The 19191-nt window shown below is 44.9% G+C and carries 20 protein-coding genes and 1 pseudogene; 16 read left to right on the plus strand and 5 right to left on the minus strand.

Translation table 11 applies throughout. The features are described from left to right. Positions 1 to 4: 4 nt before the first annotated feature. From AB4185_RS21000 to AB4185_RS21010, 3 genes and pseudogenes are all read right to left on the minus strand, one after another. Positions 5 to 268: pseudogene (locus AB4185_RS21000) on the minus strand (hypothetical protein); the annotation flags it as partial. A 146-nt stretch (positions 269 to 414) separates the two neighbouring features. Continuing rightward, positions 415 to 1158 carry a copper homeostasis protein CutC gene (locus tag AB4185_RS21005; protein ID WP_017062527.1) on the minus strand — a complete coding sequence of 248 codons (744 nt, stop codon included), beginning with the start codon at positions 1156 to 1158 and terminating at the stop codon, positions 415 to 417. 311 nt (positions 1159 to 1469) lie between these two features. Beyond that, complete coding sequence (locus AB4185_RS21010; protein ID WP_004740353.1) at positions 1470 to 2078, minus strand: peroxiredoxin C; 609 nt, start codon at positions 2076 to 2078, stop codon at positions 1470 to 1472. 210 nt (positions 2079 to 2288) lie between these two features. Between AB4185_RS21010 and AB4185_RS21015 the strand changes: the two genes are divergently transcribed. Then, a complete protein-coding gene (locus tag AB4185_RS21015) occupies positions 2289 to 3194 on the plus strand; it encodes a hydrogen peroxide-inducible genes activator (protein ID WP_017632986.1) in 906 nt (301 codons plus the stop codon). A 69-nt stretch (positions 3195 to 3263) separates the two neighbouring features. Here AB4185_RS21015 and AB4185_RS21020 read toward each other — a convergent pair whose 3' ends face one another. Beyond that, positions 3264 to 3710: a CBS domain-containing protein gene (locus AB4185_RS21020; protein ID WP_229647774.1), complete on the minus strand. Its 447-nt coding sequence runs from the start codon at positions 3708 to 3710 to the stop codon at positions 3264 to 3266. Positions 3711 to 4044: 334 nt separating this feature from the next. Here AB4185_RS21020 and queA point away from each other — a divergent pair, with 334 nt between their 5' ends. The 5 genes from queA to secF all read left to right on the plus strand — a co-directional run bounded on the left by queA (position 4045) and on the right by secF (position 9709). Then, a complete protein-coding gene (queA, locus tag AB4185_RS21025; RefSeq protein WP_017062523.1) occupies positions 4045 to 5097 on the plus strand; it encodes a tRNA preQ1(34) S-adenosylmethionine ribosyltransferase-isomerase QueA in 1053 nt (350 codons plus the stop codon). Positions 5098 to 5292: 195 nt separating this feature from the next. After that, complete coding sequence (tgt, locus tag AB4185_RS21030) at positions 5293 to 6429, plus strand: tRNA guanosine(34) transglycosylase Tgt (RefSeq protein WP_017056177.1); 1137 nt, start codon at positions 5293 to 5295, stop codon at positions 6427 to 6429. A 111-nt stretch (positions 6430 to 6540) separates the two neighbouring features. Beyond that, the gene (yajC, locus tag AB4185_RS21035; protein WP_010440492.1) at positions 6541 to 6870 is read left to right on the plus strand and encodes a preprotein translocase subunit YajC; all 330 of its coding nucleotides are present in this window, start codon (positions 6541 to 6543) and stop codon (positions 6868 to 6870) included. A gap of 20 nt (positions 6871 to 6890) precedes the next feature. Continuing rightward, positions 6891 to 8747, plus strand: coding sequence for a protein translocase subunit SecD (gene secD / locus AB4185_RS21040; RefSeq protein ID WP_081325187.1), 1857 nt, complete (start codon positions 6891 to 6893; stop codon positions 8745 to 8747). Positions 8748 to 8761: 14 nt separating this feature from the next. Further along, positions 8762 to 9709: a protein translocase subunit SecF gene (gene secF / locus AB4185_RS21045; protein WP_017066793.1), complete on the plus strand. Its 948-nt coding sequence runs from the start codon at positions 8762 to 8764 to the stop codon at positions 9707 to 9709. 286 nt (positions 9710 to 9995) lie between these two features. Here secF and suhB read toward each other — a convergent pair whose 3' ends face one another. After that, a complete protein-coding gene (suhB, locus tag AB4185_RS21050) occupies positions 9996 to 10799 on the minus strand; it encodes an inositol-1-monophosphatase (RefSeq protein WP_017062836.1) in 804 nt (267 codons plus the stop codon). A 181-nt stretch (positions 10800 to 10980) separates the two neighbouring features. On the opposite strand from suhB, the gene trmJ reads away from it, so the two are divergent. The 10 genes from trmJ to pepB all read left to right on the plus strand — a co-directional run bounded on the left by trmJ (position 10981) and on the right by pepB (position 19091). Then, positions 10981 to 11709 carry a tRNA (cytosine(32)/uridine(32)-2'-O)-methyltransferase TrmJ gene (trmJ, locus tag AB4185_RS21055; RefSeq protein WP_017062835.1) on the plus strand — a complete coding sequence of 243 codons (729 nt, stop codon included), beginning with the start codon at positions 10981 to 10983 and terminating at the stop codon, positions 11707 to 11709. 116 nt (positions 11710 to 11825) lie between these two features. Next, positions 11826 to 12347 (plus strand): Fe-S cluster assembly transcriptional regulator IscR, encoded by a 522-nt coding sequence (gene iscR, locus AB4185_RS21060; protein WP_010440512.1) that lies wholly within the window; start codon positions 11826 to 11828, stop codon positions 12345 to 12347. A 27-nt stretch (positions 12348 to 12374) separates the two neighbouring features. After that, a complete protein-coding gene (locus AB4185_RS21065) occupies positions 12375 to 13589 on the plus strand; it encodes an IscS subfamily cysteine desulfurase (RefSeq protein ID WP_010440514.1) in 1215 nt (404 codons plus the stop codon). A gap of 33 nt (positions 13590 to 13622) precedes the next feature. Next, positions 13623 to 14000 (plus strand): Fe-S cluster assembly scaffold IscU, encoded by a 378-nt coding sequence (gene iscU, locus AB4185_RS21070; RefSeq protein WP_004735094.1) that lies wholly within the window; start codon positions 13623 to 13625, stop codon positions 13998 to 14000. A 98-nt stretch (positions 14001 to 14098) separates the two neighbouring features. Next, on the plus strand, positions 14099 to 14422 hold the full coding sequence (gene iscA, locus AB4185_RS21075) for an iron-sulfur cluster assembly protein IscA (RefSeq protein WP_372135889.1): 324 nt from the start codon (positions 14099 to 14101) through the stop codon (positions 14420 to 14422). An 84-nt stretch (positions 14423 to 14506) separates the two neighbouring features. Beyond that, positions 14507 to 15022: a co-chaperone HscB gene (hscB, locus tag AB4185_RS21080; protein ID WP_010440522.1), complete on the plus strand. Its 516-nt coding sequence runs from the start codon at positions 14507 to 14509 to the stop codon at positions 15020 to 15022. A 22-nt stretch (positions 15023 to 15044) separates the two neighbouring features. Next, positions 15045 to 16895: a Fe-S protein assembly chaperone HscA gene (gene hscA, locus AB4185_RS21085; protein ID WP_372135890.1), complete on the plus strand. Its 1851-nt coding sequence runs from the start codon at positions 15045 to 15047 to the stop codon at positions 16893 to 16895. 20 nt (positions 16896 to 16915) lie between these two features. Further along, positions 16916 to 17254: an ISC system 2Fe-2S type ferredoxin gene (fdx, locus tag AB4185_RS21090; RefSeq protein ID WP_010440525.1), complete on the plus strand. Its 339-nt coding sequence runs from the start codon at positions 16916 to 16918 to the stop codon at positions 17252 to 17254. A gap of 134 nt (positions 17255 to 17388) precedes the next feature. Further along, positions 17389 to 17589 carry a Fe-S cluster assembly protein IscX gene (iscX, locus tag AB4185_RS21095; RefSeq protein ID WP_102333716.1) on the plus strand — a complete coding sequence of 67 codons (201 nt, stop codon included), beginning with the start codon at positions 17389 to 17391 and terminating at the stop codon, positions 17587 to 17589. 206 nt (positions 17590 to 17795) lie between these two features. Then, positions 17796 to 19091, plus strand: a complete 1296-nt coding sequence (pepB, locus tag AB4185_RS21100; protein ID WP_065584659.1) for an aminopeptidase PepB — start codon at positions 17796 to 17798, stop codon at positions 19089 to 19091. The last annotated feature ends 100 nt before the right edge of the window (positions 19092 to 19191 follow it).

The following is a 19191-nucleotide window of genomic DNA, read 5'->3' on the forward strand; positions in this document are numbered from 1 at the left end:
ATCTTTAGAAGCTAATAATGGCACCAAGATTGAAATTGACCGTTGTGTCGTAAGGCACAAAGGTTTTATTGTGATCAAAGATATTCATATCAACACCTGCACGTAGTCCAAGCATTGGTGTCGCTTGGTAAACGTAGGCACCACCTAGGCTTATACCATGTGTTGTTTTCTCTTCTACTTCGCCTGAGCGCGTTTTTGTACCGTCATAACTTGCCACACCAATTTCAGCCTGAAAGCCGTGGATTTGGTTTCTTCCAAACATGTTTTGCTTCGTAACAGGTTTAAATCAAGAGAGCTGAATAAGTCTTTAGCCATATCTATCCATGAAAATTTTCTGCGCTATTAAATCTAATATACGTCAGTCAGTTAGATTAGTCAGCGAGGTTCTCTGGATTTATGCTGGCGACTATTGCCCTAAGCGGTGAGGGCGGCTCTCACATCAGATATCTTACTCGCATCTGTCACTGGGATCTGATAATCATCAATATTATCACTGCCCATTTGAGCACTTGAGTTGTTTTCCATTAGACTCGGCCTTGTCGATTTACCTGAAAGGTGAAGAGCAGGTACTTGAGTAGCGCTTTGAATCATTTTGGCATTCGCAGCGTTAACGCCAGCCCCCGCCATGATATCAATTCGTCCATCGGCTTGTTTGACCATTGCAGCCAATACATCGATACCTTGCTCAGCATTAGCAGCAAGCCCTGATGTCAGGACTCTTTCGCATCCAAGTGTAATGATTTGTTCTAATGCTGCTTGGAAATCAGAGCTTTGATCGATGGCTCTGTGGAAGGTAATCCCAAGCTTTAACGAGTGCGCTTTGTCAGCCAGTTGTTGCATCTTTGGCATATCAATACTTCCGTTCGGCGCTAACACACCAAGTACGACCCCATCCAATCCTGCATTTGCGCAAGCTTCAATATCTTCAAGCATACAGAGCATATCGTCGTTATCGAAAATGAAGTCGCCTTGTCTTGGGCGTATCATAGCGTAGACCGGAACCGACGAAACTATTGCCGCTTGTTTCATCATTCCGAAGCTTGGAGTTAATCCACCAAGTGCTAATGAAGAGCAAAGCTCAATTCGATTCGCGCCACCAGATAGTGCGGTATGAAGAGATTCTAAGTTATCGATACAGACTTCAATTTCGGTGTTCATCGTGTTTATCCGTTCAAAAAGATACTGATGAAATAATAGCAATCTAGGTGTGATTCTGAATAGATGGGGATAAGGGAAAATAGAGGTAAAGTTTAGGTTTATCGCTACCTCAATTATCTATTACAAGAGTCAGTCTAGGGGAGCGAGGAGGGGGGAAACAAAAAGCCCGAAGCGTTAACTTCGGGCTTTTAATAGGACTTTACTTCTTAACTGATTGGCGGTGCGCTTTGCGCTATTAGCTTATGCTTTATGTCTCTTTAAAGAGAATCTTCCAACCATTAACCCGCGTTGAGTTCGGGCTTAAGAGGAAATTACTTGCTTAGGTCGTCAGCGTGCTCAGATAGGAATGCTGCAACACCTTTTGGAGATGCGTCCATACCTGATTTACCTTCTTCCCATTGTGCAGGACAAACTTCACCGTTCTTCTCGTGGAAGTTTAGTGCGTCTACCATGCGTAGCATTTCGTCGATGTTACGACCTAGTGGAAGATCGTTAACTACTTGGTGACGAACAAGACCGTCAGCGTCGATTAGGAAAGAACCACGGAAAGCAACGCCTGCTTCTGGGTGCTCAACATCGTATGCTTTACAGATTTCGTGCTTAACGTCAGCAACTAGTGGGTATTTAACTTGACCGATACCGCCGTCAGCGATAGCAGTGTTACGCCATGCGTTGTGAGAGAATTGAGAATCGATAGAAACACCGATTACTTCAACGCCTTTAGCTTGGAAATCTTCTAGACGGTTGTCGAAAGCGATTAGCTCTGAAGGACAAACGAAAGTGAAGTCTAGTGGGTAGAAGAAAACAACCGCTTTCTTACCTTTAGTGAATTCTGCGAAGTTGAAGTTATCAACGATCTCACCGTTACCTAGAACAGCTGCTGCAGTAAAGTCAGGGGCTTGACGACCTACTAGTACCATTTTGGAATCTCCTAAAAAATTAGTTGGCCCAACACATCTTTGTTTGGGCTCCGTTTCTACGCGACAAACTATAGTACAATCGGTACTATAGAAAAAAGCGAATTAAATAGATTAAGTTCATCGAAAAAAGCGATAAGCTTATTCTTTGTCCTTTTCTTAGGTCTTAGGACCTTCGTGTAACTTATCCTACTCATATTACAAAGTAATTTCATGAATAAATGGCCAAGTCTTAAGCAACTTCACTATCTTGTTACTCTTCACGAAACACGCCACTTTAGCGACGCCGCTGATCGCTGTTTCGTCAGCCAATCAACTCTTAGTAAAGGTATTCAAAACCTAGAAGAGCTGATCGGTTGCCCTCTGTATGAGAAAAAAGATAAGAAGAGCCCACTTGTTTTTACTCAAGCGGGAGAGCTGGTGGTGAAGCACGGTCGAGAGTTATTGGCGAAAGGTCAAGATTTGGTTGAACTCGGGAACCTATGTAACGGCGATGCGATGCAAGGTCAGCTGCGAGTAGGGTGCATTCCTACCATTGCGCCATTTCTTTTGTGCGATTTGGTACAAGAAGCCAACCAGCGCTTTCCTCAGCTAAACTTACTGCTACGTGAAGACACGACAACGAACTTACTCGCGGCACTGCGCCATGGTGAGTTAGATGTATTGATTCTGGCTCTGCCTGTTGATATCGACAACATGGAGAGCAAAGTGGTTGGGCAAGATCCTTTTAGAATGGTGATCAGCCGTAATCAAGCTGACGGTATTCGTGTACCAATTAAATACGATGACCTGCCAGACGAGTCTGTATTCTTGTTGGAGAACGAGCACTGTTTAACTGAACACGCAGTATCAGCGTGTAAGTTAACCGACAAAGAGAAGATCAACCCGTTCACAGCAACGAGCCTTCACACATTGGTACAGATGGTCGCGAACGGTTTAGGTACTACCTTTATCCCGCAAATGGCGATCGACCACGGTTTATTGGAAAACCAGAATCTCGTTGTGATCGATCCTCCTGGTCAGCAGGCCTACCGAGATATTGGCCTTGTCTGGCGACCAAGCTCTTCGCGTCGTGAGACATTCCATCAATTAGCGGATGTGGTATCTGAGCTTCTATAATAATCCGCTGCGACAACAATCCCTCTGAGCGGCTGAATTGGCCGCTCTTCTTTATATCAATTCCGAGCGTTACTCTACTTCTGCTTCTTCTGGCTCTACTTCTTCTTGCAGCTCCAGTAAATTGATCGCTATCGTGACAAAATCGCTGTCTGTAATAATGCCTACTAGTTCGTGGTTTTCTACGACAGGTAAACAGCCCACTTTATGTTTCTGCATGTAGATAGCCGATTCTTTTAATCCTGCACGCGGCTCTACCGACATAACACTTTTGTGCATGATGTCGTTGAGGGGAGTAGCAAGAGTAAAAGATTGAGCTTGTGGGATGTTTTGTAGGCTGGATTCTTGAGCGGCGAGAACGTCTCGTTGTGTGACGACACCTAGTAGTTGCCTGTTGGAATCGACGACCGGAATATGGCGGATATCAAGTGCTTCCATCATGTGCTTAGCATCGGCCAGTGAGTGTGAGCGCAATAGGGTATGAGGGTTGCGAGTCATCATATCTTCAACCTTGATCATACGAACCTCCTTCTTTTTTATTTGTTGCTATTACTATAGTTTTTTATCCAAAAAATAACTGAGATCTGACGCATTCTTGGGTGAGTTTTATGCAACTAATTCTTTAGCTTGAGGAGGTGAATCAGTCGCATTATTTTACGCCTCTTTACAATAATCCAGTGCTGTAAACCTTGCTATTGCGGCTCGTGTGCCTATACTAGCCCACTGCGAAATTTTTAGTCGTGTTTGCGATGTGTTTCTGGTAACGATTGACTTACCGTAACGATTATCCAGCAACTACGATTTATGATTCGTCAACGGCACAAATCTCATCAACTAAGACAAGACTAGACACATGCAAGTTTCAGATTTTCACTTTGACCTACCAGATGAACTCATTGCTCGCTACCCTCAAGAGGAGCGTACAGCAAGCCGCCTGCTTAAATTAGATGGCAACAGCGGTAACCTAGCTGATGGTTCGTTTAAAGACGTTTTAGACTTGGTTGAGCCAGGCGATCTTGTTGTTTTCAATAACACTCGAGTGATTCCAGCTCGTGTATTTGGTCGCAAGGCATCAGGAGGTAAGCTTGAAGTGCTGGTTGAACGTATGCTTGATGAGAAAAGCATTCTTGCGCATGTTCGTTGTTCTAAATCACCGAAGCCGGGTACCAAGTTGTTCCTTGGTGAGAACGATGAATATGAAGCTGAAATGGTGGCGCGTCACGATGCGTTATTCGAAATCCATTTCACATCTGATCAAAGCGTTTTAGAGATTCTTAACAGTGTTGGTCACATGCCACTGCCTCCTTACATCGATCGTCCTGATGAAGATGCAGATAAAGAGCGCTACCAGACTGTCTATAATGAAAAGCCCGGTGCGGTTGCAGCTCCAACAGCGGGTCTTCATTTTGATGACAAGCTAATGGCTGACATGAAAGAGAAAGGTGTTGAGTTTGCTTATGTGACGCTTCACGTTGGTGCTGGTACGTTCCAGCCAGTAAAAGTCGATAATATAAATGATCACCACATGCATGCTGAGTACGTTGAAGTCCCGCAAGAAGTGGTTGACGCCGTAGCTGCAGCAAAAGCTCGTGGCGGTCGTATTATTGCCGTTGGTACAACATCAGTACGCTCACTAGAAAGTGCAGCGCAAGATGCGTTGAAGAAAGGCACAGAGTTGGTTCCTTTCTTTGGTGACACTGAAATCTTTATCTTCCCTGGTTACGAATACCAGTTGGTGGATTGCTTGATTACCAATTTCCACTTACCAGAATCAACGCTGATTATGTTGGTGAGTGCATTTGCAGGTTACGACAATGTGATGGGCGCATACGATCACGCAGTGAAGAGCGAATATCGTTTCTTCAGCTACGGTGATGCCATGTTCATCAATAAGAAAACAAGCTAATTTAAGCTAGTTATAAACGATATACATAAGAATTTACGGGTGCTAGCAGTAAGCTAGGAGTCGGGCAGGGTGTCTGTCTAATCTCTCGCAAGGAATACGCGACCGCTCCTCATAGAGCTCACTGGACTGAACTTTTGTTTGGCTTAAGGTTCTGAATTAACAGTCAGATTGTTTCTCTGGCATATTGGAGGCTTCGTGAAATTAAAATACGAACTTAAAAAAACTAATAGCGGCGCACGTCGTGGTCAACTTCAGTTTGAACGCGGTACCGTTGAAACCCCAGCATTCATGCCTGTAGGTACTTACGGTACTGTTAAAGGTATGACACCTGAAGAAGTAAAAGACACAGGTGCTGAAATCCTATTAGGTAACACATTCCACCTATGGCTACGTCCTGGTCAAGAAATCATGAAAATGCACGGTGACCTGCACGATTTCATGAACTGGCACGGTCCTATCCTGACTGATTCAGGCGGCTTTCAAGTATTCAGCCTAGGTGCAATGCGTAAAATCACTGAAGAGGGTGTTCATTTCCGTAACCCTGTAAACGGTGACAAGATCTTCATGGACGCTGAGAAGTCTATGGAAATCCAAAAAGATTTAGGTTCAGACATCGTAATGATCTTCGATGAGTGTACGCCTTACCCTGCGACACACAAAGAAGCAAAAGACTCAATGGAGATGTCTCTTCGTTGGGCTGAGCGTTCACGTAACCACTTCGACAAACTTGAAAACCCGAACTCACTGTTCGGTATCGTTCAAGGTGGCGTGTACGAAGACCTTCGTGATGTATCCGTTAAAGGCCTAACAGAAATTGGTTTTGACGGTTACGCAGTAGGTGGCCTAGCAGTAGGCGAACCAAAAGAAGATATGCACCGCATTCTTGAGCACACATGTCCTCAACTGCCAGAAGATAAGCCACGTTACCTAATGGGCGTAGGCAAACCGGAAGACTTGGTTGAAGGTGTTCGCCGTGGTATCGACATGTTTGACTGTGTAATGCCAACGCGAAATGCACGTAACGGCCACCTGTTTGTGACTGAAGGTGTGATCAAGATCCGTAATGCGAAGCATAAAACCGATACAACACCACTAGATTCAGAGTGTGACTGTTACACTTGTAAGAACTACAGCAAGTCGTACTTACACCATTTGGATCGTTGTAACGAAATCCTAGGTGCTCGACTGAACACGATTCATAACCTGCGTTTCTACCAACGAGTAATGTCAGACATTCGTCAGTCTATCGATGAAGACCGCTTTGAAGAGTTCGTTGCAGAGTTCTACGCAAGAATGGGGCGTGAAGTGCCACCACTAGGTAAAGAATCTTAGTATTTCTTTTTTGCGAGCCCTATCTCTCTTCCGAGTGATGGGGCTTGAAAATAAAGGGATGCGACCCAATTAGACAAACAATTACGAAAATATAAATAGAGGATGTTTTAAATGTTTATTTCTCAAGCTCACGCAGCAGCAGAAGGTGCACCAGCAGGCGGCGGTTTCGAAATGCTTATCATGCTAGGTATGTTCGCTGTGATCTTCTACTTCATGATCTACCGTCCACAAGCTAAGCGTGTTAAAGAGCACAAGAACCTTATGTCTTCTATGGGCAAAGGTGATGAAGTTCTTACAAGCGGCGGCCTAATTGGCAAGATCACTAAGATTGCAGAAGACAGCGACTACGTTGCTATCGAACTGAATGCAAACAACGAAGTAGTTATCAAGAAAGACTTCGTTACAGCAGTGCTACCAAAAGGTACTCTGAAATCTCTATAAACAGCTAGAGGATCCTCGCTGTGCTAAACCGTTACCCGTTATGGAAGTACCTGATGGTGGTGTTTACTATCGCCATCGCTGCGTTGTACGCACTTCCGAATATATACGGTGAAGATCCGGCAGTTCAAGTTACAGGGGCGCGCGGCGCCTCTGTAGATATGTCTACGCTGGATGCTGTCACCAATGCTCTTGAAGCTGAAAACCTTTCTACTAAATCCGTTGCTCTAGAAAACGGTTCCATTCTTGTTCGCTTTAACGATACAGACTCTCAAATTAGTGCTCGTGATGTCATCACTGAAGCATTAGATGAAGATGTAATCGTTGCTTTAAACTTAGCGGCTTCAACTCCTGATTGGCTTGAATCTATTGGTGCTGCACCAATGAAACTTGGTCTTGACCTACGTGGTGGTGTTCACTTCTTGATGGAAGTGGATATGGACGCTGCGATGCAAAAGCTGGTTGGCCAACAAGAAGAAGCGTTCCGTAGTGAACTTCGTGAAGAGAAAATCCGTTACCGTGCAATTCGCCCGTCTGGTAAAGATGCGGTTGAAGTGATTCTACGTAACGCCGAGCAACTTGCTGAAGCTAAATCGCTACTGCAATCTAAGCACCAAGACATGACGTTTGTAGATTCTGAATCTAATGGTCGTTTTTCTTTGGTTGCTAGCTTCACAGAGGCTCGTCTTCAAGAAATCCGCAACTATGCGGTAGAGCAAAACATTACCATTCTACGTAACCGTGTTAACGAACTTGGTGTTGCTGAACCTTTGGTTCAACGTCAAGGCTCTAGCCGTATCGTAGTGGAATTGCCTGGTGTTCAAGACACGGCTCGCGCTAAAGAAATTCTTGGTGCTACCGCGACGCTTGAGTTCCGTGAAGTGGATAGCAGTGCTGACTTAGCCGCTGCCGCTTCTGGTCGTGCCCCTGCGGGTAGCGAAATCAAGCAAGATCGTGATGGTCGTCCTGTGGTACTTAAGAAGCGCGTTATTCTAGGCGGCTCAAGTATTACTGATGCAAGCTCAAGTGTTGATGAATATGGTCGTCCTCAAGTTAACATCTCGCTAGACAGCGAAGGTGGTAGCAAGATGTCTGCATTCTCTCGTCAGAATATCGGTAAGCTAATGGCAACGGTATTTGCAGAGTACAAAGACAGCGGTCGTAAAACACCGGAAGGTCGAGTTATCTTGAGTAAGCACGAAGAAGTGATTAACCAAGCGACGATTCAATCTGCGCTAGGCCGTAACTTCCGTATTACGGGTATCGATTCAACGGCTGAAGCTCATAACTTGGCACTTCTACTGCGTGCTGGTGCATTGATTGCGCCTATCTCGATTGTAGAAGAACGTACGATTGGTCCATCTATGGGTCAGCAAAACATCGATATGGGTATCATGGCGATGGTTTGGGGTATGGCTGCTGTAATGCTGTTTACACTGCTTTACTACCGTAGCTTTGGTCTGATTGCGAACGTTGCGCTAATGGCTAACTTGGTGTTGATTATCGGTGTGATGTCGATGATTCCGGGGGCTACCATGACCCTGCCAGGTATTGCCGGTATCGTATTAACGGTCGGTATGGCGGTTGATGCGAACGTTCTGATCTTTGAGCGTATACGTGAAGAGCTTCGAGATGGACGCAGTCCACAACAAGCGATTCACCAAGGTTACGCGAACGCATTCAGCACAATCGCCGATGCCAACATCACCACACTACTAACAGCAATTATTCTATTTGCTGTGGGTACTGGTGCTATCAAAGGCTTCGCGGTAACGCTGTCTATCGGTATCTTGACTTCAATGTTTACAGCTATTGTCGGAACACGTTGTATCGTGAACCTGATGTATGGCGGCAAACGCGTTAAAAAACTGTCGATCTAAGGCTAGGAATTAATATGTTTCAGATTCTAAAAGCAGACAAAATGATCGACTTTATGCGTTGGTCAAAGGTTGCCTTTGTTTTTTCTATCTTGATGATTGGTACTGCTATCTTCACCCTAACAACGAAATCGTTGAACTGGGGGCTAGATTTTACTGGCGGTACTCTGATTGAAGTTGGTTTTGAACAACCGGCACACCTTCCTGATATTCGTAGTGCACTAGAAGCCGAAGGCTTTGGTGATGCAACGGTACAGAACTTCGGTTCAGCTCGTGATGTGATGGTTCGTTTACGTCCACGTGATGGCGTAGCGGGCGAAACGCTTGGTAACCAAATCCTTTCTGCAATTGAGAATGGTACTGGTGAGCAAGTTGAGATGCGTCGTATCGAGTTCGTTGGCCCTAATGTGGGTGACGAGCTAACAGAAGCGGGTGGCCTTGCTATCCTTGTTTCTCTGATCTGTATCTTGATCTATGTGTCAGTGCGATTCGAATGGCGTTTGGCAGCAGGTGCGGTACTAGCACTGGCGCACGACGTTATCATCACACTGGGTGTGTTCTCTCTAATGCAAATTGAGGTGGATCTTACCATCGTAGCAGCCTTGCTAACGGTAGTCGGTTATTCCCTCAACGATACCATAGTCGTATTTGACCGTATTCGTGAGAACTTCCGCAAGATGCGTAAGGGTGAAGCACCTGAAGTACTGAACAGCTCAATCACACAAACATTGAGCCGTACATTGATTACTTCTGGTACAACGTTATTCGTAGTTATCGCGCTGTTCGCTCAGGGCGGTGCTATGATTCACGGCTTCGCGACTGCACTTCTATTGGGTATTACTGTTGGTACTTATTCTTCTATCTACGTTGCATCTGCACTCGCTATGAAGTTGGGTATTACGCGTGAACACCTAATGCCACCACAAGTGGATAAAGAAGGTGAAGAGTTTGACGAAATGCCTTAGGCCTTGGCTTAACAATTTTCGCTGAACCAAAAAAACCGCTAGGCAACTAGCGGTTTTTTTACGTCTGTATTCTAGGGAAGCTCAATACAATTTAGCGTTGAAGTATGTTGAACTTCATTTCACTAAGAGACATCCTGATCGTATCTCGTATCTCGTATCTCGTATCTCGTATCTCGTATCTCGTATCTCGTATCGCAGATACAAAAAAGCCTCGCTATAGCTATATAGCGAGGCTTTGGAATTTTTATGCGCCCTTAAAATAGGGAGCGTTAACGTAAGGTCTGAATTACTTCAGCATACCTTCGTTAGCGTTCTCACGAACGTGCTTAAGAATAGACTTAACACCACGTGCGCTTGAAGCAACAACATTACCAGAAGTCATGTAATCAGTACCGCCAGCAAAGTCAGTCATGATAGCACCAGCTTCACGAGCGATTAGATCGCCAGCTGCTAGATCCCATGGCTTAAGGCCAAGTTCTAGGTAACCATCAACACGGCCAGCTGCTAGGTAACATAGGTCAAGAGCAGGAGAACCTGTACGACGGAAATCAGCACAGTCGATGAATAGACCAGAGATGATCTTCATGAAAGATTCAGAGTGTTGTTTTTGCTTGAATGGGAAACCAGTCGCTAGAACAGTACCTTGAAGGTCTTTTAGTTGAGTAACACGCATACGAGCGTTGTTAAGTTGAGCGCCAGCGCCACGTTGAGCTGTGAATAGCTCGTTTAGCATTGGGTCATAAACACAAGCAACTTCTGTACGACCGTTCATGCGAACAGCGATAGATACAGAGAAGTGAGGGAAACCTTTTACAAAGTTGTTGGTGCCATCCAGTGGGTCAACGATCCATTGTACATCAGAGTCTTTACCTTCAGTCAGGCCTTTCTCTTCAGAAATAATGCTGTGCTCTGGGTAAGATGCTTTGATTGTCTCAATGATCATGTACTCAGCTTCTTGAGCAATGTTAGTAACGTAATCGTTGTTACCTTTTAGAGACGATTCGATCTTATCAGTTGTTTCTAGAGATTTAGCAATATGGTTGCCAGCTTTACGCGCAGCGCGTATCGCAATGTTTAGCATTGGATGCATATGGTTTTTCCCACAAGATGTTAAAGAACAATTTAAAGCGGCGGCGAGTATACCAAAGTTTTACCAAAAGGGAAGTGGTTATTTTTTGAACTCTTGGTTTCACATTACGCGAAGGGTCTGACCATTTTACTTTGCTATGTGTTAATATCTCGCGATTATTTTTAAAGTGGTGTCATATAGCATGTTAGACAATGTAAAAGTCGTTCTGGTTGGTACGTCTCATTCGGGAAATATCGGATCAGCAGCTCGCGCAATGAAAGTGATGGGTTTGAGTCAATTAGTTCTTGTAGACCCTCAATGTGAAGTTGACGAGCAGACCTTAGCACTGGCTGCGGGTGCAGGTGACATCGCAGAAAACGCGACCATCGTTTCTACATTAGACGAAGCCGTAAAAGACTGTGGTTTGGTGGTTGGTTCGAGTGCACGTTCACGTACGCTTGAATGGCCAATGCTTGAGCCTCGTGAGTGTGGACAAAAGTTTGCGATTGAAGGTCAAAAGCACCCAGTCGCATTAGTGTTCGGCCGTGAACGTACTGGCTTGACTAACGATGAGCTTCAGAAGTGCCACTTCCATGTATGTATCCCAGCTAACCCTGAATACAGCTCGCTAAACCTAGCAATGGCAGTGCAGACTCTGAGCTACGAAGTGCGTGTAGCTCACCTTGATATGGTCGCTAGCCAATATCAGCCACAGCAACAAGATGAGTACCCTCGTCACGAAGAACTAGAAATGTTCTATGAGCACCTTGAAAAAGTGATCATTGATACCCAATTTATCTCTAAGGATAAGCCAGGTCAGGTGATGAATAAACTACGTCGTCTGTTCAGTCGAGCTCGTCCAGAGTTGCAAGAGATCAACACTCTACGCGGCATTTTGACTTCAATTGAGAAGAGCAAAAACGACAAATAAAAACCACACAAACCCTAAGGGTGAATACTTGACTAAAATAGTCAACTAAATACTTGACCAATTTAGTCAGGTATGGGAAGATTCCAACCACATAAACAATGTGGATTCGGTGTGATATGAAACTTACATCTAAAGGAAGATATGCGGTAACAGCTATGCTAGATGTAGCACTGCATTCGCAAAAAAGCCCAGTTCCTCTGGCTGATATTTCAGAGCGACAGGGCATCTCATTATCTTACTTAGAACAGCTATTTTCTAAGTTACGTAAAGCTGGCTTAGTTGCTAGTGTTCGTGGTCCTGGCGGTGGTTACCGTTTAGGTGCTGAAGCGAGCGACATCGCTGTCGGAACTGTAATTGCTGCAGTAGACGAATCAGTTGATGCAACTAAGTGTCACGGTCGAGCAGATTGCCAAGGTGGTAGTCGTTGTTTAACTCACACTCTTTGGCGTGATTTAAGCTCCCGAATCAGCAGCTTCTTAAATGACATTACGCTCGGTGAGCTAATGAAAGATAACGAAGTTTTAGAGATTTCTGATCGTCAAGATATCGATCTTGCGGTTAATAATGGTTTTGCACATAAAAATACGAGCACTACAACGATTAGTGCAGCACCTCACGGTGTTAATGCCCGCTCTTAGCGGTCAGTTTTTACATTGGAGTAGAAAATGAAACTGCCTATTTACTTTGACTATTCAGCTACATGCCCAGTCGATCCACGTGTTGCTGAAAAAATGGTTCAGTGCATGACGATGGACGGTAACTTCGGTAACCCTGCATCTCGTTCACACCGTTACGGCTGGCAGGCAGAAGAATCAGTAGATAATGCTCGTGAGCAAATTGCCGATCTACTAAATGCAGACCCACGTGAGATTGTTTTCACGTCAGGTGCTACAGAGTCAGACAACCTTGCTATCAAAGGTGCAGCGCACTTTTACGAGAAGAAAGGTAAGCACGTAATCACGTGTAAAACAGAACATAAAGCGGTTCTTGATCCATGTCGCCAACTAGAGCGTGAAGGTTTTGAGGTGACTTACCTTGAGCCTGAAGCAAACGGCATCATTGATTTAGACAAGCTACAAGCAGCAATGCGTGAAGATACGGTTCTTGTTTCTATCATGCACGTAAACAACGAGATTGGTGTAATCCAAGATATCTCTGCAATCGGCGAATTATGTCGTTCACGCAAGATCATCTTCCACGTTGATGCGGCTCAGTCTGCGGGTAAAATCCCACTAGATGTAAAAGAGATGAAAGTTGACCTTATCTCTCTTTCTGCACACAAAGCATACGGCCCTAAAGGCATTGGTGCTTTGTACGTTCGTCGTAAGCCACGTATTCGTCTTGAAGCACAGATGCACGGTGGAGGTCACGAACGTGGTTTCCGTTCTGGTACGCTTGCTACTCACCAAATCGTGGGTATGGGTGAAGCTTTTGCTGTCGCTAAACAAGACATGCAGAAAGATTATGACCACGCACTAGCACTTCGCGAGCGTCTATTGAAAGGGGTTCAAGATCTAGAAGCAGTAACGGTAAATGGCGACTTAGATCAACGTGTACCACATAACCTAAACGTGAGCTTTGCTTTCGTTGAAGGTGAATCTCTGCTTATGTCTTTAAAAGACTTAGCGGTATCATCAGGTTCTGCATGTACATCAGCGAGTCTTGAGCCTTCATACGTTTTACGCGCTCTTGGCTTAAACGATGAACTGGCACACAGCTCAGTACGTTTTTCATTCGGCCGTTTCACTACGGAAGAAGAAATCGACTACGCGATTGCACAAATCCGTGTAGCAGTAAATAAATTACGCGACATGTCTCCTCTATGGGATATGTATAAAGAAGGGATTGATTTGAACACTGTTGAGTGGGCTCATCACTAATCTCACGGAAATAGAGGATTCGAGGTAACTATCATGGCATATAGCGAAAAAGTAATTGATCACTACGAAAACCCACGTAACGTAGGTTCGTTTGATAAAGAAGATCCAAGTGTAGGTAGCGGCATGGTTGGCGCACCAGCTTGTGGTGACGTAATGAAACTGCAAATCAAAGTATCTGCAGAAGGTATTATTGAAGACGCAAAATTCAAGACTTACGGTTGCGGTAGCGCAATCGCTTCTAGCTCACTAGTCACTGAGTGGGTTAAAGGTAAAAGTATTGATGAAGCAGCTGCTATTAAAAACTCTGAAATCGCAGAAGAGCTAGAGTTGCCACCAGTGAAAGTTCACTGTTCAATTCTTGCTGAAGATGCAATCAAAGCAGCGGTTGCGGATTACAAAAAGAAGCACTAATCGTTTCTACAACGTAATCACTTCAAAAAAGTAATATTTGGGAGCACCCTTTGTGCTCCCCCTGAGTTCTCAATTTATATAAAACACAAGGTTGTAGTATGGCCATCACCATGACAGATAAGGCAGCAAGCCGAGTTCAAGCTTTCCTAGATAACCGAGGTAAAGGTATCGGGTTGCGCTTAGCGGTAAAAACTACTGGCTGTTCGGGTATGGCGTATGTACTGGAATTCGTTGACGAGCTCAACGAAGAAGACGAAGTGTTCGAGCATTCAGGTGTTAAGGTCATCATTGATCCAAAGAGCCTAGTTTACCTAGACGGTACTGAGCTTGATTACGTAAAAGAAGGCCTAAACGAAGGTTTTGAATTCAACAACCCTAACGCGAAAGGCGAATGTGGTTGTGGTGAGAGCTTCAATGTATAAACGCCTCAATCGTTGAGCGTTTATAATGAGCGAAGAATAAAATTAGGCTCTAAGTAAAGAGCCTAAACTTAGGACCACCGTTACATGAATCATTTCGAATTATTTGGGCTACCACTTCAGTTTCAACTGGATGGTAGCCTTCTTTCTTCTCAGTTTAGAGATCTGCAACGCCAATTCCACCCTGATAAATTTGCCACGGCTTCTGAGCGAGATCGCTTGCTGGCTGTGCAAAAAGCTGCGCAAATCAATGATGCGTACCAGGTGTTGAAAAATCCAGTCAGCCGCGCTGAATACCTGTTAGTTCAACATGGTGAGGATATTCGTGGTGAGCAGCAGACTATGCAAGATCCTATGTTCCTGATGGAGCAAATGGAATTGCGTGAAGAGCTGGAAGATATCGCCGACAGTTCTGATCCTGAAGATGCTTTGTTTGCATTTGAAGGAAAGGTTAGCAAAATGTATAAACAACAATTAAGCGCTATCCAACAAGAACTCGACAGCGAAGCTTGGTTAGAAGCTGCAGACCGAGTAAGAAAGCTTAAGTTTATTGCAAAATTAAAGAATGAAATCGAGTTAGTTGAAGATCGTTTGATCGGCTAGTTCGTATAACAAGGACACATCCATGGCACTACTTCAGATTGCAGAACCAGGGCAAAGCGCCGCTCCTCACCAGCACAAGCTTGCAGTGGGTATTGATTTAGGTACAACAAACTCATTGGTTGCGTCAGTGCGCAGTGGTGAGGCAAGCACGCTTGTTGATCAACAAGGTCGCAGTATTCTCCCTTCCGTTGTTCACTATCAGTCAGAGTCGTACACCACTGGTGATGAAGCGCGTGTAAATGCACAAACTGATCCTAAAAATACCATTATCTCAGTTAAGCGATTAATCGGTCGTTCACTGTCAGATATTCAACAGCGATACCCATCTCTGCCATATCAGTTTGAAGAAAGTGATAATGGCCTGCCTGTGATTAACACAGCGCAAGGAAATAAGAACCCAATTCAAGTATCTGCAGATATCCTGCGAGCGCTAGGTCAGCGTGCTGAGTCAACACTCGGTGGTGAGCTATCTGGTGCTGTTATTACCGTTCCTGCTTACTTTGATGATGCACAGCGTGCTGGTACGAAAGACGCGGCGCAACTTGCTGGTCTTCACGTGTTACGTCTTCTTAATGAACCGACTGCAGCTGCGATTGCTTACGGCCTGGATTCAGGTAAAGAAGGGGTAATTGCTGTTTATGACTTAGGTGGTGGTACGTTTGATATCTCTATCCTACGCCTATCGAAAGGTGTCTTCGAAGTTTTAGCAACAGGTGGTGACTCTGCATTAGGCGGTGACGACTTTGACCATTTAGTTGCGGATCATTTCCAAGAACAAATGGGCTTATCAGAGTTAACAGCAGAACAGAATCGTATTCTTCTAGACGCAGCAACAGAAGCGAAGATTGGCTTATCTGAAGCTGAAAGCGTTAATGTTGAAGCACTAGGTTGGTCTGGCTCTTTAACTCGTGAAGAGTTCGAAGAGATCATCAAGCCACTAGTTAAGAAAACGCTGCTTTCGTGCCGCCGAGCACTGAAAGATGCGGAAGTTGACGCGGATGAAGTACTAGAAGTCGTGATGGTAGGTGGTTCAACTCGTACCTTACTTGTTCGTGAAATGGTCGGTGGCTTCTTTGGTCGTACTCCATTAACCAGTATTAACCCTGATGAAGTGGTTGCGATTGGCGCATCGATTCAAGCGGATATCTTAGTTGGCAACAAGCCTGACTCTGAGATGCTGCTATTGGATGTTATCCCTCTGTCACTGGGTATCGAAACCATGGGTGGCTTAGTCGAAAAGATCATCCCTCGTAATACCACGATCCCAGTTGCTCGTGCACAAGAGTTTACCACGTTCAAAGACGGTCAAACTGCAATGACAGTACACACCGTGCAAGGCGAGCGTGAGATGGTTGATGACTGTCGTTCACTGGCTCGATTTGCTCTGAAAGGCATCCCGCCGATGACTGCAGGTGCTGCTCATATTCGTGTTACTTACCAAGTGGATGCTGATGGCCTGCTATCGGTTACCGCAATGGAGAAGAGCACTGGCGTTCAAGCTGAAATCCAAGTTAAGCCTTCTTACGGTCTAAGCGACAACGAAGTGGCTAGCATGCTGAAAGATTCGATGACGTTTGCAAAAGAAGACATGCAAGCGCGTGCTCTTGCTGAGCAACGCGTAGAAGCGGATCGCGTTATCGAAGGCCTTATCGCTGCAATGCAAGCCGACGGTGACGAGCTACTTGATGAGCAAGGCAAACAACAACTTGTTCAAGCGATTGAAGCACTGATTGAAGTGCGTAATGGCGACAACGCTGATGCTATTGAACTAGAAATTAAGAATACCGACAAAGCGAGCCAAGACTTTGCTTCTCGTCGTATGGATAAATCAATTCGTGCTGCACTGTCAGGTCAGTCAGTCGATAATATTTAATAGTTAGAGAATAGATAAACATGCCAAAGATTATTGTTTTACCTCACGAAGATCTATGTCCAGAAGGCGCTGTTTTAGAAGCAAAAACTGGTGAGACGGTTCTTGATGTTGCACTGAAGGCCGGTATTGGTATTGAACACGCATGTGAGAAATCGTGCGCATGTACAACATGTCACGTTGTGATTCGTGAAGGTTTTGATTCTTTAGAAGAGAGTGATGATCTAGAAGACGACATGCTAGATAAAGCATGGGGCTTAGAGATGGAATCTCGCTTGGGTTGCCAAGCTAAAGTGGCTGATACGGATCTTGTTGTAGAGATTCCAAAGTACACGTTGAACCTGGCTTCTGAAGACCATTAAGAACCTGTTCTCAGTCATGGCTAATACAGCGATGGCTGAGAGAGTTATTGCTTAGACAAACATACTAAGAAAACTGGCCTAGAATATAGATCATAAAGGTGACAGAGCGTCGCTGATAAATATAAGGAAGTGTTATGAGCTTGAAGTGGGTTGATTCGCGAGATATCGCAATTGAGCTATGTGATTTGTACCCTGATACTGATCCTAAAACGGTACGTTTTACCGATCTGCATCAATGGGTGCTAGACCTTGAAGAGTTCGACGACGAGCCTAACCACTCGAATGAGAAAATCTTAGAGGCTATTATTTTGTGCTGGATGGATGAGATGGATTAATCCTCTTGTCTAATGATTTGGTCGCGGGTTGGTATCAGTCCAATATAAAACGCAGCCAAGTTAACAATTCTTACTAAAAAAAGCGGACCTTATGGTCCGTTTTTTTATCAAAATGACATTTTCCTCCTACATAATGCTAACATCAGTGAGCTAATAAAAAATAATCAGAATCACACTCTCGAAGTGGTTCATGACAAGGAGAAATCATGTCTACACAGATGCCAGTATTTTTAAGTCAAGAAGCTGCCCAGCCTCAGTGGGGAGCAAGAGCTATTTTATCGTTCTCAGAAGCGGGAGCGACAATTCACATTGGTGAAGGCCACGATCTAGGCGCAGTTCAACGTGCGGGTCGTACGCTTGACGGACAAGGTATCGCATTCGTTTCACTTCGTGGTGAAGGTTGGGATCTAGAAAGCGTTTGGGCTTTCTACCAAGGCTACCGTGGACCAAAGAAAAAGAATGCATTGGAATGGGATGCACTTTCAGAAGCCGATCAAACTGAGCTTGAAGCTCGTATTCGCGCAACTGACTGGACGCGTGACATTATCAATAAAACCGCTGAAGAAGTGGCACCTCGTCAACTTGCGACAATGGCTGCAGAATACATCAAGTCAGTGGCACCAGCGGGCACTGTTAAAGCGAAGATTGTTAAAGACAAGGATCTACTAACCGAAGGTTGGGAAGGCATCTACGCGGTCGGCCGTGGCTCTGAGCGTACATCAGCAATGCTGCAACTGGACTTCAACCCAACAGGCGATGAAAACGCACCTGTATTTGCTTGTTTAGTCGGTAAAGGTATTACGTTCGATTCGGGCGGTTACAGTATCAAGCCAGGCCAATTCATGACAGCGATGAAAGCTGACATGGGTGGCGCAGCAACGATTACTGGTGGTTTAGGTCTTGCGATTGAACGCGGTCTTAACAAGCGCATCAAGCTTATTCTATGTTGCGCAGAGAACATGATCTCTGGTCGCGCATTGAAGCTTGGCGATATCATTACCTACAAAAACGGTAAAACAGTTGAGATCATGAACACTGATGCGGAAGGTCGCTTAGTGCTAGCTGATGGCCTGATGTACGCAAGTGCACAAAGCCCTGAGCTGATCATCGACTGTGCAACGCTAACAGGCGCGGCTAAAAACGCATTAGGTAACGACTACCACGCACTATTAAGCTTCGATGATGAGTTGTCTCACCAAGCGCTAACAGCGGCAAACCAAGAGAAAGAAGGCTTATGGCCACTGCCTCTTGCTGATTTCCACCGTGGTATGTTGCCTTCAAACTTTGCTGATCTTTCAAACATCAGCACAGGCGATTACACACCGGGTGCAAGTACAGCAGCGGCATTCCTTTCTTACTTTGTAGATGATTACAAAAAAGGTTGGATTCATATGGATTGCGCGGGTACTTACCGTAAGTCAGCAAGTGACAAGTGGGCGGCAGGCGCAACGGGTATGGGCGTTCGCACACTGGCTCGTCTTCTTATCGACCAAGCAAAATAATAATAAGGGTGAGCGGTATTTTGTGCCGCTCATTCATAAAGCTCAGATCGAAAGATCTCAGTAATTTCAGTATTTAATAACAAAAAAATGAAGTGAAGGA

This window comes from Vibrio sp. 10N.286.48.F5 (assembly GCF_041469785.1).
In the GTDB taxonomy this organism is placed as follows: Bacteria; Pseudomonadota; Gammaproteobacteria; order Enterobacterales; family Vibrionaceae; genus Vibrio; species Vibrio crassostreae_C.